Source organism: Dyella halodurans (genome assembly GCF_026283925.1).
Lineage (GTDB): Bacteria > Pseudomonadota > Gammaproteobacteria > Xanthomonadales > Rhodanobacteraceae > Dyella > Dyella halodurans.
Genome location: NZ_JAPDPF010000011.1, coordinates 26903 through 40869, shown reverse-complemented (window position 1 = coordinate 40869; position 13967 = coordinate 26903). Strand labels below are relative to the sequence as shown.

The 13967-nt window shown below is 65.7% G+C and carries 14 protein-coding genes; 5 read left to right on the top strand and 9 right to left on the bottom strand.

Annotated features, from left to right (window positions below; all coding sequences use genetic code 11):
• Nucleotides 1-37 precede the first annotated feature (37 nt).
• The 3 genes from OUZ49_RS18875 to OUZ49_RS18865 form a co-directional block, all read right to left on the bottom strand.
• Nucleotides 38-1024, bottom strand: coding sequence for a multidrug resistance efflux transporter family protein (locus tag OUZ49_RS18875; RefSeq protein ID WP_266152159.1), 987 nt, complete (start codon nt 1022-1024; stop codon nt 38-40).
• A gap of 99 nt (nt 1025-1123) precedes the next feature.
• Nucleotides 1124-2491, bottom strand: coding sequence for a HAMP domain-containing sensor histidine kinase (locus tag OUZ49_RS18870; RefSeq protein WP_266152158.1), 1368 nt, complete (start codon nt 2489-2491; stop codon nt 1124-1126).
• Nucleotides 2488-3174, bottom strand: a complete 687-nt coding sequence (locus tag OUZ49_RS18865; protein ID WP_266152157.1) for a response regulator transcription factor — start codon at nt 3172-3174, stop codon at nt 2488-2490. Before OUZ49_RS18865 ends, OUZ49_RS18870 begins: the two co-directional genes overlap by 4 nt.
• A gap of 151 nt (nt 3175-3325) precedes the next feature.
• On the opposite strand from OUZ49_RS18865, the gene OUZ49_RS18860 reads away from it, so the two are divergent.
• Nucleotides 3326-3814 carry a Spy/CpxP family protein refolding chaperone gene (locus OUZ49_RS18860; RefSeq protein WP_266152156.1) on the top strand — a complete coding sequence of 163 codons (489 nt, stop codon included), beginning with the start codon at nt 3326-3328 and terminating at the stop codon, nt 3812-3814.
• 96 nt (nt 3815-3910) lie between these two features.
• Here the strand turns inward: OUZ49_RS18860 and OUZ49_RS18855 are convergent, their stop codons facing one another.
• The gene (locus OUZ49_RS18855; protein WP_266152155.1) at nt 3911-5026 is read right to left on the bottom strand and encodes an aldo/keto reductase; all 1116 of its coding nucleotides are present in this window, start codon (nt 5024-5026) and stop codon (nt 3911-3913) included.
• 103 nt (nt 5027-5129) lie between these two features.
• Between OUZ49_RS18855 and OUZ49_RS18850 the strand changes: the two genes are divergently transcribed.
• Nucleotides 5130-6047, top strand: coding sequence for a LysR family transcriptional regulator (locus OUZ49_RS18850; RefSeq protein ID WP_266152154.1), 918 nt, complete (start codon nt 5130-5132; stop codon nt 6045-6047).
• 12 nt (nt 6048-6059) lie between these two features.
• Here OUZ49_RS18850 and OUZ49_RS18845 read toward each other — a convergent pair whose 3' ends face one another.
• Both OUZ49_RS18845 and OUZ49_RS18840 read right to left on the bottom strand, forming a co-directional pair.
• Nucleotides 6060-6227 carry a hypothetical protein gene (locus tag OUZ49_RS18845; protein WP_266152153.1) on the bottom strand — a complete coding sequence of 56 codons (168 nt, stop codon included), beginning with the start codon at nt 6225-6227 and terminating at the stop codon, nt 6060-6062.
• Nucleotides 6228-6359: 132 nt separating this feature from the next.
• Nucleotides 6360-7727 carry a formimidoylglutamate deiminase gene (locus OUZ49_RS18840; protein WP_266152152.1) on the bottom strand — a complete coding sequence of 456 codons (1368 nt, stop codon included), beginning with the start codon at nt 7725-7727 and terminating at the stop codon, nt 6360-6362.
• An 82-nt stretch (nt 7728-7809) separates the two neighbouring features.
• On the opposite strand from OUZ49_RS18840, the gene OUZ49_RS18835 reads away from it, so the two are divergent.
• From OUZ49_RS18835 to hutI, 3 genes are all read left to right on the top strand, one after another.
• A complete protein-coding gene (locus OUZ49_RS18835) occupies nt 7810-9384 on the top strand; it encodes a bifunctional GNAT family N-acetyltransferase/carbon-nitrogen hydrolase family protein (RefSeq protein ID WP_266152151.1) in 1575 nt (524 codons plus the stop codon).
• A gap of 89 nt (nt 9385-9473) precedes the next feature.
• Nucleotides 9474-10907: a chloride channel protein gene (locus tag OUZ49_RS18830; protein WP_266152202.1), complete on the top strand. Its 1434-nt coding sequence runs from the start codon at nt 9474-9476 to the stop codon at nt 10905-10907.
• Nucleotides 10908-10912: 5 nt separating this feature from the next.
• Nucleotides 10913-12148, top strand: coding sequence for an imidazolonepropionase (gene hutI, locus OUZ49_RS18825; RefSeq protein ID WP_266152150.1), 1236 nt, complete (start codon nt 10913-10915; stop codon nt 12146-12148).
• 76 nt (nt 12149-12224) lie between these two features.
• Here hutI and OUZ49_RS18820 read toward each other — a convergent pair whose 3' ends face one another.
• The 3 genes from OUZ49_RS18820 to OUZ49_RS18810 all read right to left on the bottom strand — a co-directional run bounded on the left by OUZ49_RS18820 (nt 12225) and on the right by OUZ49_RS18810 (nt 13925).
• A complete protein-coding gene (locus tag OUZ49_RS18820) occupies nt 12225-12386 on the bottom strand; it encodes a 30S ribosomal protein THX (protein ID WP_201316151.1) in 162 nt (53 codons plus the stop codon).
• Nucleotides 12387-12455: 69 nt separating this feature from the next.
• Nucleotides 12456-13439, bottom strand: coding sequence for a cation diffusion facilitator family transporter (locus OUZ49_RS18815; RefSeq protein WP_266152149.1), 984 nt, complete (start codon nt 13437-13439; stop codon nt 12456-12458).
• A gap of 60 nt (nt 13440-13499) precedes the next feature.
• Nucleotides 13500-13925, bottom strand: a complete 426-nt coding sequence (locus OUZ49_RS18810) for a MerC domain-containing protein (protein ID WP_266152148.1) — start codon at nt 13923-13925, stop codon at nt 13500-13502.
• Nucleotides 13926-13967: the final 42 nt, after the last annotated feature.

Genomic DNA, 13967 nt, shown 5'->3' with positions numbered 1-13967 from the left:
CGAGCCTGCGGCTGGAGGCAAGGTCCAAACGTCCGGGTCAGGCGCCGCGATCGGTGCGCAGCGTGCGCACGACCTCATCGTGCCCGGCCGCCGAGCGTCCGCTGACCCAGCCAAACAGGCCAATGCCGACGATGATCATCAGTGCGCCGGCTGCCGAGAAACCGTGCGGCCAGGCTTCGCCGAGAAAACTCGCACCGATCACCGTGGCGAACAGCAGCTCCGCCGCCTGCATCGCTTCCACCGCCGCCAGCGAGGTCGGCTCGCTGCGCACCATGTCGGTGGCGCGGAAAAACAGCACGGTGGCGATCACACCGGACGATAGCGCCACGCCACCGGCCAGGCAGACTTCACGCAAGCTGGGCGGCCCGATCGTCCACCACGCCACCGCCGCCAGCAGCCACCACAGCGGCCAGCTGCACAAGGTCATGCCGAACACGCGTTGCGTCGCGCCAATACGCAAGCCGCTCTGCTCGAGATGCAACAACAGCATGCGGTTGCCCAGCGGATAGGCGAAGGCGGCGAACACCACGGCAGCCATCGCCAACCAGTCGCCCGGCCGCAGGCGCCCCTGCGCGTGCCCCCACTGAAGCGCGAACACGCCGGCCACAATCAACACGCCGATGGCCACGCTGCGCCAAGGCAGCCGCCGCCTTTCGTCGCGATAAATGAAAGGCGACAACAATGGCCCCGCCAGTACCGTGGTCTGGAAGCTGCCCGCCACCAGCCACGAAGGTCCGCTATTGGCCGCCCAGGTGAGCGGCAGGCCGAACAGGACGAAGCCGACCGCGCTCCACAACAACCACGTGCGCGGGGACTGGCGCAGTTCCCTGGGCAACTCGCCCAGGCCGCCTTGCCAGGGCAAGGCCAGCGCCAGCAGGGGCAGCGTGATGAGATAGCGCAGGATGACCGCCCACGCCCAATGGCCACCACCCGCCACCAGGCTGCGGTTGAGCACATAGGTCATGGTGAAGAACAGCGCCGCGCATAGCGCCAGACCCACTGCGGCTAGAGCGTTCGAGCGCATCGGCGACCCACGGCAAAGGAACCGAGTGTGGCAAATGTCGCGGCGTTTTCGTAGAGCTGCAAGGGAACAAGCCCTGCCCGGTTTCCTGCCGGCAAGACCTCAGGCCCGCTCCGCCGGTGCCAGCGGCAGGTCCAGTTGCACGATCAGGCCACCGCCATCGGCATTGCTGGCGCGGATATCGCCACCATGCGCGCGCACCACGCGCTGCACGATCGCCAGCCCCAGGCCGTGACCGTCAGCGCGTGCAGCGTTGCTGCCGCGAAACAGCGGCCGGAACAAGGATTCCAGCTCGGCGGACGGCACGCCGGGACCATGGTCGCGGATCGACAACGCGACCTTGTCCTTGCCGGCCTGCACGGACAGCTCGACACGACCACCCACCGGGCTGAACTTGATGGCATTGGAGAGCAGGTTGTCGAACGCGCGCTCCAGCAATAGCTCGTTGCCGGACACCATCACCGCCGCGGCCGGGTGCAGCGCCAGCGTGATCTCGCGCGCATGCGCCTCCAGCCCGGCGCGGCGCACGCATTCGCTCAACAGCCCGACCAGCTCGACCGGCTCACGGCTGACGCCCGGAATGCCACCTTCGAGGCGCGAGAGCGCGAGCATCTCGCCAGTCATGCTGTCGAGCCGGTCGATTTCCTGCTCGGCCTGCTGAAAATAGCCAGCCGCTTCGTCGGCATGCTTGCTGCGCCGGGCCAGATCGAGGATCAGGTGCAGGCGCGCCAGTGGCGAGCGCAGTTCGTGCGACAGGTCCTGCAGCACGCTGCGATCGTGCGCGACCAGCGCTTCGATGCGTTCGGCCATCGTGTCGAAATCGCGCGCCAGCTGGGCGAGCTCGTCATGCGCGTGGCCTTGGTCGCGACCCACGCGGGCGGACAGCTCCCCCGCTGCCATGCGTTGCGTTGCATGCCGAATCGCTTCCACCGGTCCCGCCACGTTGCGCGCCACCCACCAGCCCACCATGCCGATGAAGATCAGCGACAGCACGCCCTGAATGGCCAGGAAAATGGTCTGCCGCGTCTGCGGCCGCAAGCGCGTGTGCACGCGACTCAAGGCGACCAGTTGACGCGTCTTGCCGTCCGCCCCCGTCACTTGCTGCACGGCGAGATAGAGATTCGGCCATGGCTGCAACACCACGTCGCGTTTGGCGTCGAGCCAGGTCTGCAGCGAGCCCTGCACGGATGACGGCAGGCGAATCGGCACCAGCGCCTGCCCTTGTTCGTACAAGCTGGCCTCGATGCCCTCGTGACGCTGCTGCAGCGCCCACTCGGCCAGCGCGGCGGTACCGCCTGCCTCATACGCCTGGTCGGCACCCTGGGCCAGATTGGCCCAATTGATTTCCACGGCCGTGGTGTACGCGGCAAAGCGCGTGGTGAGGAAACCACCGAGCGCCAACGCCAGCAGATTGACGGCGCAGAAGCTGATCAGCAGGCGCCAGTACAGCGAACTCTTGAACGGACTCACGCGCCCCCCGCGACCAGACTGTAGCCGGCGCCGCGCACCGACTCGATGCGCGGCGACTGCGCCGAGGCTTCGGTCAGCTTGTGGCGCAAGCGGCTCACATGCACGTCGATGCTGCGATCGAAGCGCTCCAGCTCGCGCCCCAGCGCCATGCGCGTCAAGGTCGCCTTGTCCACCAGCTCGCCGGTGCGCTGCGCCAGGGCCAGCAGCAGCTGGAATTCCGCGCCGGTCAGGGACAGTTCCTGCTCCTCCACATAGGCGCGCCGCTCGCTGGGCTCCAGCCGCAACGCGCCGACCTGGAGCGTACCCGCCGCGATCGGCGTATTGCGCCGCAGCTGCGCGCGCACCCGGGCCAGCAGCTCGCGCGGCAGGCAAGGTTTGGTCAGGTAGTCGTCCGCCCCCAGCTCCAGCCCGATCACACGATCCACCGGTTCACCTCGCGCAGACAGCATGATGACCGGGAGGCGGTGTTTCAGGCGCAGCTCGCGCAGCGTCTCCAGCCCGTCGCGGCCGGGCATCATCACATCCAGGATCAGCAGGTCGGGGCGCGTGGACTGGTTATGCAACTGGGCCAGGCCAGACTCGCTGTCATGGGCGACATCCACCACAAAGCCTTCACGCTGCAAATACTCCGCCAGCAAGCTGCACAGGGCACGATCGTCGTCGACAATAAGGATTCTTGGCATGGGTGATCCGTAGCTGCGAGGCCATTCAAGCCGCGCCACCGGGCGAACTCTATCGGCTTTACGCTTCTTTACCTTTCGGCAAAGAACATACACATAGCGCTGTCGTCAAATGGACACCAGCAAGTCCACCCCAACGACCAAGGAATTCCCCATGCGCAAGAATGTAACTGTCGCCCTGGTGCTGGCATCGGCCATGGCCCTCGCCCCGTTCGCCATGGCTGCCGCCCAGGATGGCGGTTTTCATGGTGGCCACGGCCACCATGGCGGCTTCGAGGCATACAGCAAGCTCAACCTGACCGACGCGCAGAAGGCCAGCATCAAGCAGGTCATGCAGAACGCGTTCGCGCAGAACAAGCCGCAGCGCCAGGCCCTGCAGCAGCAGCGTCAGGCGTTTGAGGCGATGGCGCCGAACGCCAGCGGCTACCAGGCCGCCGCTACCGCCCTGGCCCAGGCCGAAGGCGCCGCGATGCAGGCCCGCGTGCAGCAGCGCGCCGCCATCCGCGCGCAGATCTATTCGATCCTGACCCCGGCACAGCAGAGCCAGCTTGCCACCATCCAGGCGCAGAACCAGGCTCGCCGCCAGCAGTGGCAGCAGTTCAAGGCCCAGCATCCGGTGAGTGGTTCCAGCTCGGCCCAGTAAAGAGTGATTCGGACGACGTCATAACAAGACCACGGCGCTCCTCACGCCGGCAACACCAACGGCGCCAGCCTGCATGCTGGCGCCGTTTTTTTTGGCTCAGTCCGCCTTGAAGCCGCCCTGCGCCTGGGCAGGCACATAAACCGGCGGCGCATAACCCGCCGGCTTGTTGCCCACGGCCACGCCGCCATGCAGGCGCGACTGCTGCACGTCGCTGAAGAACCAGTAGGGAAAGGTCGGCTCCAGCGCGCTGGCGGCATCCAGGCGGGCGCGCAACTCGAGCGGGATCTCGAAGGACAGGGCCGCGAGGTTGTCGTCCAGCTGCGCAAGCTTGGTAGCGCCTACGATGACCGACGCCACGCCAGGCTGCGTCGCCACCCAGTTCAGCGCCACCTGGGCCATCGGCCGGCCCATCGCCGCCGCCACTTCCTCCAATGCCGCGACGACACGCCAGTTGCGCTCGGTAAAACGATCAAATCCCGGCGCTCCCGAAATCTTGGCCAGGCGTCCCTCGCCGCTGCCGCCGGCCTCGCTGGCCTTGTACTTGCCCGACAACAGGCCCATGCCCAGCGGACTCCAGGCCGTGATGCCCATGCCCAACTCGGCGCTCATCGGCACGAACTCGTGTTCGATATGCCGCTCGATCAGGGAGTACTCCAACTGCAGGTTCACCAGCGGGGTCAGCGCATGCGCCTCGGCATAGGTCTGCGCCCGCGCGGCATACCAGGCCGGCACGTCCGACAGCCCCGCGTAGCGGATCTTGCCGGCCCGCACGAGGTCGTCGAGCGTGCGCACCACTTCCTCGGCCGGGGTCAGGCGGTCCCAGGTATGCAGCAGGTAGAGATCGATGTAGTCGGTGCGCAGGCGACGCAGCGAGCCGTCCACCGCGCGCAGGATGTGCTTGCGACCGTTGCCCCCCGCATTCGGGTTGCCCGGCTGCGCGTTGTAGCTGAACTTGGTGCTGAGTACGACGCGATCGCGCGTCCCCGTCTCGGCCATGAAGCGTCCCAGCAGCTCCTCGCTGGCGCCGTCGGTGTACAGATCGGCGGTGTCGACGAAGTTGCCGCCCGCGGCCAGGTAACGGTCGAACATGGTGCGGGCGGTGTCCTCCGCCGCGCCCCAGCCCCAGTTGTCACCGAAAGTCATCGTGCCCAGGGCGAGGCGGCTGACGCGCAGGCCGGAGCGGCCCAGGGTGTAGTAGGTGTCGAGCGACATGGCGAGAACTCCCGGTGGATGGATCGGATGGGCGCAGTCTGCGCCTTGCCATTGCGGAGAAAAATCGGCATTTTGTAGATGCTTTATTAAGCATGGCTAACTAATGCGCCTCGATGACACCACCGCCCTGCGCGCGTTCCGGCTGATCGCCCGGCATGGCAGCTTTACCCGTGCCGCGGCCGAGATGGAGGTCACCGCCTCCGCCCTCAGCCAGTCGCTGCGCCATTTGGAGGCCCATGTCGGCGTGCGCCTGCTGCATCGGACCACGCGCCGCGTCGGCCTGACCGAGGCCGGCCGCGCGTTTCTGGAACGCATTTCCCCTGCCCTCGGCGAAATCGATGCCGCCATCGAGGCGCTGCGCCAGCACGGCGACAGGCCCATCGGCACGCTGCGCATCGCCGTGCCGCAGATGGTGCTCGATCACCTGATCGCGCCGATGCTGGCGGACTTCATCCGCGCATGGCCGGAACTGAAACTCGACATCCACGTCGAGAACCGGCTGACCGATCTGATCGCCGAGGGTTTCGATGCCGGCATCCGGCTCGGCGAGCGCCTTGCGCGTGACGTGGTGGCGATACCGCTGGGCGGTCCGCAACGCGCCGTCGTGGTGGGCTCACCGTCTTACTTCAATCAACACGGCAAGCCACGGCATCCACGCGAGCTGGCCGCACACGACTGCGTGCGCTTCCGCTTCAACAGCGGTGCGATCTATCGCTGGGAATTCGCGCATCCCGCCGGCCCATCCAAGGGACAATGGTTCGAAATCGACGTGGATGGTCCGCTGACCACCAACGAGCCCGCCATGGCGATACGCGCGGCGCTCGACGGGCTGGCGTTGACGCATATGGTGGAACCATCCGTGCGTGCAGCCATCGCTGCCGGCCAACTGGAAACCGTGCTGGACGACTGGCTACCGCCGTTCGATGGCTTCTATCTGTATTACCCCAGCCGGCTGCAGGTGCCGCCGAAGCTGCGCGTGTTCATCGAACACTTGCGCAGGCAACTCGTGACGGGCACCTGAGCGGCACCATCATCAGCGCCAGTGTCCGGACACATAAACACTGCCCGGTGCATAGTAGGCCGGCACCCAGACACGTGCCGCGTAATGCGGCCTTGGCGCCACCACCACGCAGCCGGTGAGCGAGAGGCTCGCGCTGAACATCACGACGAGGCCGAGACCAATCAGCATGAGTCGACGCATGGTGTTCTCCTTGGTGGGTGTTAGCCACGGAGAACGCCAGCCTGGAGGAGTCGATGACGAAATCACCCGAACGCGATGGCTGCGGTTCATGCATTTCGCAGCCACCATTCAGCCTGACGGAAAGCTTACGCGTCACTGCTGCGCCAAGCGTTCCATGGTCGAGCGATAGCGCGCGGCGATGCGCTCCTCATCGCGATGCATGAAATGGCGCACGACCCATTCGCCGCCCACCATCACGTCACGCACCAGCGCTGCATTGCCAGCAAACAGGAAGCTGTCGATCACGGAACGCTCATCACGCGCCGCCAGCAGTGGCGCGCGATCGTCCAGCACGAGCAGATCGGCACGCGCGCCCTCCCGCAGTTCGCCGACCGGCAGGCCCGCTGACAGCGCGCCACCACGCAGCGCGGCACGCCACAAGGTTTCACCCACGCTATCGCCCTGATGGCGCGCGGCGATATTGCGATGGCGCGTCGACAGGCGCTGACCGTATTCGAGCCAGCGCAATTCCTCTACCGGCGACACCGAGATATGCGAATCCGAACCGACGCCGAGCGTGCCCTGCGCGTCCAGATAATCGGCGAGTGGGAACAGGCCATCGCCTAGATTCGCCTCGGTCGTGGGACACAGGCCAGCCACGGCCCCGCTGCGCGCCAGCCGCGAGGTTTCCTGCGCGCTGAGATGCGTGGCATGCACCAGGGTCCATCGCGCATTCACCTCGGCGTGGTCGAACAACCATTCCACCGGACGGGCGCCGCGGGTAGCGAGGCAGTCCTGTACCTCGCCGATTTGTTCGGCGATATGGATGTGAATGGGACAATCCCGCGCCGCATCGCTGGCGAGCACGCTTTGCAGCGCCTGCTCCGGCACGGCGCGCAACGAGTGCAACGCGATACCTATCCGCAGCTTCTCGTTTTCATGGGCTCGCAACGCTTCCAACAGGCGCAGGTAGGAAGGGACGTCGTGACCAAAACGACACTGACGCGGCGTCAGTGGCCGGCCATCGAAACCACCACTCATGTACAGCACCGGCAGCAAGGTCAAGGTGATCCCTGCTTCGCGCGCGGCCTCGATCAACGCCAGCGACATCGCCTCAGGCTGCGCGTAGGGCGTGCCGTCCGGCTGATGATGCAGGTAATGAAACTCGCACACCTGGGTGTAGCCGCTCTTGAGCATTTCCACGTAGAGCTGCGCAGCAATGGCCTTGAGTTCCTCCGGACCGATGGCGGCAGCGAACGCGTACATGGTTTCGCGCCAGGTCCAGAAACTGTCGTCACTCTTGCCTTTGCGTTCCGCCAGCCCGGCCATGGCGCGCTGGAAGGCGTGCGAATGCAGGTTGGGCATGCCCGGTAGCACCCAGTGTCCCAGGCGTTCGGCCCCAGCAGCGCTGGCGCCGACCAGGTAACCGCGATCGTCGACCGCGAGCCCGGCATCGCGGCTCCAGCCTTGGGCCGTCCAGAGTCGATCTGCAACGTAGTGGGTCGGAATGGTGGCGCCCATCAGCCTGCTCCTTGGGATATCCCGCGGAGTTTAACCGCCCTGCCCGGCCGCGTCGTTCAGCGTGCTGCGGCATAATGCGCAAATGGCCAAGAAGATCCGCGAAGACGCCCCGAAGCTGCTGGTCCGCCAGGCCAAGCCCGCCGATGTCCCCGGGCTGGTCGACCTCACCGCCCGTGTCTATACGCCCGAGTGGGGTCATTCCGCGGAAATGCTGCGATCCCAGCAGACGCACTTCCCCGAAGGCCAGTTCGTGGTCGAGTACGAAGGCAAGATCGTCGGCTATTGCGCCACCTTCCGCATCGACGAAGCGACCGCGCTGGCGCCGCATACATGGATGCAGATCACCGGTGGCGGCATGGGCTCGCGCCACAAGACCGATGGCAACTGGCTGTACGGCATGGAGGTGGTGGTCCATCCCGACTACCGCAACATGCGCATTGGCCAACGCCTGTACCAGGCACGCAAGCGCCTGTGCACCGACCTGAAACTGCGCGGCATCGTGTTCGGCGGACGCATCCCGGGCCTGGCGCGCAACCTGCACCGCTACGGCAGCGCCGATGCCTACGTGCATGCCGTGGTGGAAGGCAAGCGGCGCGACCCCACGCTGAGCTTCCAGCTGAGCAACGACTTCGAGGTGATCGGGCTGCTGCGCGGCTACGTGCCGTCCGATTACGAATCGCTGGGCTACGCAGCGCATCTGGTCTGGCGCAATCCGGAGCTGCTCAACCAGCCGGATATCCCGTCGATTCCGTCGACCCAGCGACTGCCCGACCTGGTACGCGTCGCTTCGGTGCAGTACCTGCAGCGGCGCATCCGTTCGTTCGAGGAATTCGCGACCCAGGTGGAATACTTCACCGATATCGCGGCCGACTACAGCGCGGATTTCGTCACCTTCCCCGAATTGATCACGCTGCAGCTGCTGTCGATCGAGAACGAGGAACTGTCGCCTGTCGAGTCGATTCGCAAGCTCAGCCAGTACACACCGCAGGTGAAGCAGCTGTTCAGCCATCTGGCGGTGCACTACAACATCAACATCATCGCCGGCTCGCACCCGACCGAGCAGCCCAACGGCGACATCCACAATGTCTGCTATGTATGCCTGCGCGACGGCTCGATCCACGAGCAGGAAAAAATCCATCCGACGCCGAGCGAACGCACGGTGTGGAACATCACCGGCGGCGACAGCGCGGCGACCATCCCCACCGACTGCGGCCCGATCGGCGTGATGATCTGCTATGACGCGGAGTTTCCCGAGGTGGCGCGCCACCTGGTCGACCAGGGCGCGCTGATCCTGTTCGTGCCGTTCTGCACCGATGTGCGCGAAGGTTACCTGCGCGTGCGCTACTGCTCGCAGGCGCGCGCGATCGAAAACCAGTGCTACGTCGTGCTGTCGGGCAACGTCGGCAACCTGCCTGGCGTGAACAATTTCGACATCCAGTACGGCCAGAGCTGCATCCTGACGCCGAGTGACTTTCCGTTCGCGCGCGATGGCATCGCCGCCGACTCCACGCCGAATATAGAAACCGTGCTATTCGCCGATCTCCATCTGGGCAGCCTTGCCCGTGCCCGCAACGCCGGCGCCGTGCAAAACCTCAAGGATCGCCGCTTCGATCTTTACGAGACACGCTGGACGCGCAAGTCCGAGGTGAAGAAGTGAGCGATGCCGAGGACGAAGTCGCCGGCACCGCTTCGCCGGGTGCCACCGGACGGCTCAAGCGCCTGACCGATTCCGAGCTGTTTTCGCCCATGCAGTGGCGTCGGCGCGTGCTGTTCTGGAGCGGCGCCGTGCTGGTGGGCTTGGCCGCCGTGGGCTTTGCGCAGGCGGCCGACTATGCCTACGGTTTGTTCCGTGGCGTGGTGACGCACAACCGTTTCTGGGCGTTCCTGATCACGCCGGCCACGTTCGCCCTGCTCGCCTGGCTCACCCAGGGCGCGCTGAAACCCACACGCGGCTCAGGCATTCCCCAGGCCATCGCCGCACTCAAGGTGGAAGACGAAGACTTTCGCCACAGCCTGCTGTCGCTGCGCGTGGCGATCGGCAAGATGGCGCTGACGCTCGCCGCACTGGCCGGTGGTGCGTCGGTGGGACGCGAAGGCCCTACCGTGCACGTTGGTGCGGGTCTGCTCTATTCGCTGGGTCGCCGCTTCGGCTTCGATGAACCCGCTGCGGCGGGTCGTTTCATCCTGGCGGGCTCCGCCGCCGGCCTCGCCGCAGCCTTCAATACGCCGCTGGCTGGCGTGGTATTCGCCATCGAAGAAATGAGCGGCGCGTTCGAGCACCGCATGAGCGGCACCTTGCTGACGGCCGTGATTGTCTCGGGTGTCGTCTCGCTCGGCATACTTGGCAACTACGCTTATTTCGGCCATTTCGATATCGGCCTGCCGCTGGGCGAGGCATGGTGGGCCGTGCTCGCCGCCGGCATCGTCTGCGGCCTGGTGGGCGGATTGTTCGCCCGCCTCATCCAGCCCAGCGACCACGGCTTCCGTGGCGTCGTCGGCCGCCTGCGCGCGCGTCAGCCGGTAGTGTTCGCCGCTGCATGCGGCCTCGCCCTGGTGCTGCTCAGCCAGCTTACGCGCACCGGACTCTACGGCACGGGTTACGCGCAGGCGAAGGAAATCCTCGAGGGTCATGCCGAAACCGTGACGAGCTTTGGCGCGCTGAAGTTCCTCGGCAATATCGCCTCGTACTGGGCGGGCATTCCCGGCGGCATCTTCTCGCCGGCCCTGGCGGTGGGCGCGGGCCTGGGCCAGAACCTCAGCACGATCATGCCCGGCGTCGACGTCTCGGCGATGGTCCTGCTCGGCATGGCGGCCTATCTCGCCGGCGTCACCCAGGCACCGCTCACCGCCACCGTGATCTCCATGGAACTGACCGCCAACCAGCAGATGGTCTTGCCGATCATGGCGACCTGCCTGATCGCGCGAGCTGCGTCATCCATTTTTTCGCACAAGCCGGTGTACCGCGCGCTGGCCGACAAGCTGATCGAGGGCTACGAGCATGAGCTGGCGCGGCGTCATGCAGACGCCCAGCGCGATGAGCTTGCCGACGACGATCTTTCCGCCAGCGATAGGGCGATGCAAGAGCGCGCCAGCAGGCCCATGGTTGAAGACCCGGCCACGCCGATTCCGCCTTCCGACGATCACCCGGACGACCACGCGTCGTCCCCACAACCGCGCTGACGCTCATGACCACACGCTGGGACCACTTGCTGCTCGATGCCACGCTGGCCACGTTTGTCGGCGAAGCGCCTTATGGACTGATCGAGAACGGCGCGATCGCGCTACACCAGGGACGCATTGCCTGGGTCGGACCACAGCGTGAGCTGCCCGGCGATGCCGAGACGCTGGCCACGCGCGTGGACTACCTGGACGGTGCGCTGGTCACGCCAGGACTGATCGATTGCCACACCCATCTCGTATTTGGCGGCAACCGCGCGCACGAATTCGACCTGCGCCTCAATGGCGCCAGCTACGAGGAGATCGCACGCGCCGGAGGCGGCATTGTCTCCACCGTCAAGGCCACCCGCGAAGCCAGCGAAGATGCGCTGTTCGCGCAGGCGCTACCGCGAGCGCATGCCCTGCTCGCCGACGGCGTCACCACGATCGAGATCAAATCCGGCTACGGCCTGGATCTCGACACCGAACGCCGCATGCTGCGGGTCGCACGTCGCCTCGGCAAGGCGCTGGACATCACCGTGCGCACCACCTTTCTCGGCCTGCATGCGCTGCCGCCGGAATTTCGCGACGATCGTGATACCTATGTCGACCTGGTCTGCGACGTGATGTTGCCCACGCTGGCTGGCGAAGGGCTGGTCGACGCCGTTGATGCGTTTTGCGAAAACATCGGCTTCACCCCCGCGGAAACGCTTCGCGTCTTCGAGCGCGCGACGCAACTCGGCCTGCCGGTCAAGCTGCACGCCGAGCAGTTGTCCGATCTCGACGGGGCGGCCCTGGTTGCTTCCTTCAACGGGCTTTCCGCCGATCACCTGGAACATCTCAGCGAGCATGGTGTCCACGCGATGGCCCATGCAGGCACGGTCGCCGTGCTGCTGCCTGGCGCGTACTACGCCCTGCGCGAAACAAAGCTTCCGCCAATCGCCAGCCTGCGCGAACACGGCGTCGCCATGGCCGTGGCTACCGACTGCAATCCAGGCACCTCGCCCCTGCTTTCGTTGCGTCTTGCCGCCGGCATGGCGTGCACGCTGTTTCGCCTGACCCCGGAAGAAGCCCTGCGGGGCGTCACCGTGCATGCCGCCAAGGCGCTTGGTCTTGCCGATCGCGGCACCCTGGCCGTCGGGCAGCGCGCCGATCTCGCGCGGTGGAATGTGCACTCGCCGGCCGAGCTCTGCTACTGGATCGGCGGCAGCAATGTACTGCGGGAAATTTTCCTCGGTGGCGAACTGCTGTCGCCCGAGCCCTGAGCCAGTCGCCTCACCAGGAGGATCGGCCATAAAAAAACCCCCGCAAGCGCGGGGGTTTTGTCGAAGCGAGTACGGCTTATGCCGACTTCTTCTTGGGAGCAGCCTTCTTGGCGGCGGCCGGCTTGGTCACGGTCGCCTTGGCGCCAGCAACGGCCGGCTGCAGCGAATGCGCGCGGGAGTTGCCATAGCTGCCACGGTAAGTCTTGCCACGACGGGTCTTGCGATCGCCCTTGCCCATAAGGGAACTCCTTGATTCATGAGGGTGAACAGTCATCCATCCTATCAGCGACCGCTCAAATCGCAATAGTCAGCGATGGTCGTGACCCGCGCAGTCGCGCTGGTGTTCAGGACATGGCTCCGAATCGATCTGCACCGTGACGTGCCGAATACCGAAACGCTCGGCCAGGACCTGGTTGATGGCACTGATCGCGGCAGCACTGTTGCCGCTTTCGTTCAGCTCTGCATGCAAGGTGGCCATGCGCGAGCCGGTGGCCAACTGCCACACATGCAAATGGTGGATGTCGCGAATCGACGCGTCCGCGACGCGCAACGCATCGGCCACGTCGCCGGTATTCATGCCTTCGGGCACGCCTTCGAGCAGGATGTGCGCGGACCGGCGCAGCAGGCGCCACGCGCTGTTGAGGATCAACAGCGACACCAGCAGCGAAAGCACCGGATCCGCCCAGTTCCAATGCATCCAGCGCACCAGCAAGGCGGCAACCACCGCCGCCACCGAGCCGAGCAGATCACCCAGCACGTGCAGCGTGGCGCCGGCGAGGTTGACGTCGTCATGCGCATGGCCATGCAGCGTGCGCAGCACCAGCAGGTTCACGACCAGGCCGGCGCTCGCCACCCCCAGCATCATGCCGGAGAGGATTTCCGCTGGATGGAACAAGCGCCCAATGGCCTCAAAGGCGATGAAGGCGACCAGTACAAACTGCGTGAGCGCGTTGACGAAACCAGCGAGCACTTCCAGGCGCCCGTAGCCGTACGTGCGCCGCGCATCGGCTGGCCGCCGGGCAAACCACGCGCCGACCACGGCCAATAGCAAGGCCAGCGAGTCGATCAGCATATGGCCGGCATCGGCCAGCAAGGCCAGCGAACCGGACCAGAAGCCGCCAACGACCTCGATCACCATCATCAGCGTGGTGAGCACGAAGGCGACGATCAACTTGCGCTCGCGCCCGCTTACGCCGCGGTGGTCATGCGTCGCGCCATGGGCGTGACCATGATGCCCGTGCTCATGATCGTGGTGGTCATGGTCGTGCGTCCGCACGTGAGCGGTATTCATACGCGAATGCTAGAAAGCACGGGCCCCGTTACACAATCACGGCAGCGCTTACCGGCGTTTTCAGTGCGCACACTGTGGGCCGTGCACGTGCGCGGCGCGATGCGTGCGCAGATTGATGAAATGCGCGGACGCCACCAGCAAACCGCCGCAGGTCACCAGCACGCTGTGCAGAACGATGGAATAGTTTTCGGCAAACGTGACGCCGGTGATCAGCAGGGCGAGGCCGGGCAAGGCCAGCAGCAACGGTCGCTGACGATGGTGGCGCCGATAACCGCTGATCAGGCTGACCAGGGCGAGCGCACAGGCAAACATGACAAAGCCACGCTCGAAGCGGTGGTCGGCAAGAAAACTCAACCCGAGCAGGGGCAGTACCGCCAGTACGAACGGCAAGGCGGCGCAGTGGATGGCGCACAGGAAGGATGCCGTTGCACCAATCCGGTCGGCCATGAACCACCAGCGGGATTTTTTTTCTTGCCTGGCATCCATCGGATAAGACCGAAGCGCACCGCGAGTCGAGCTGGGCCACCC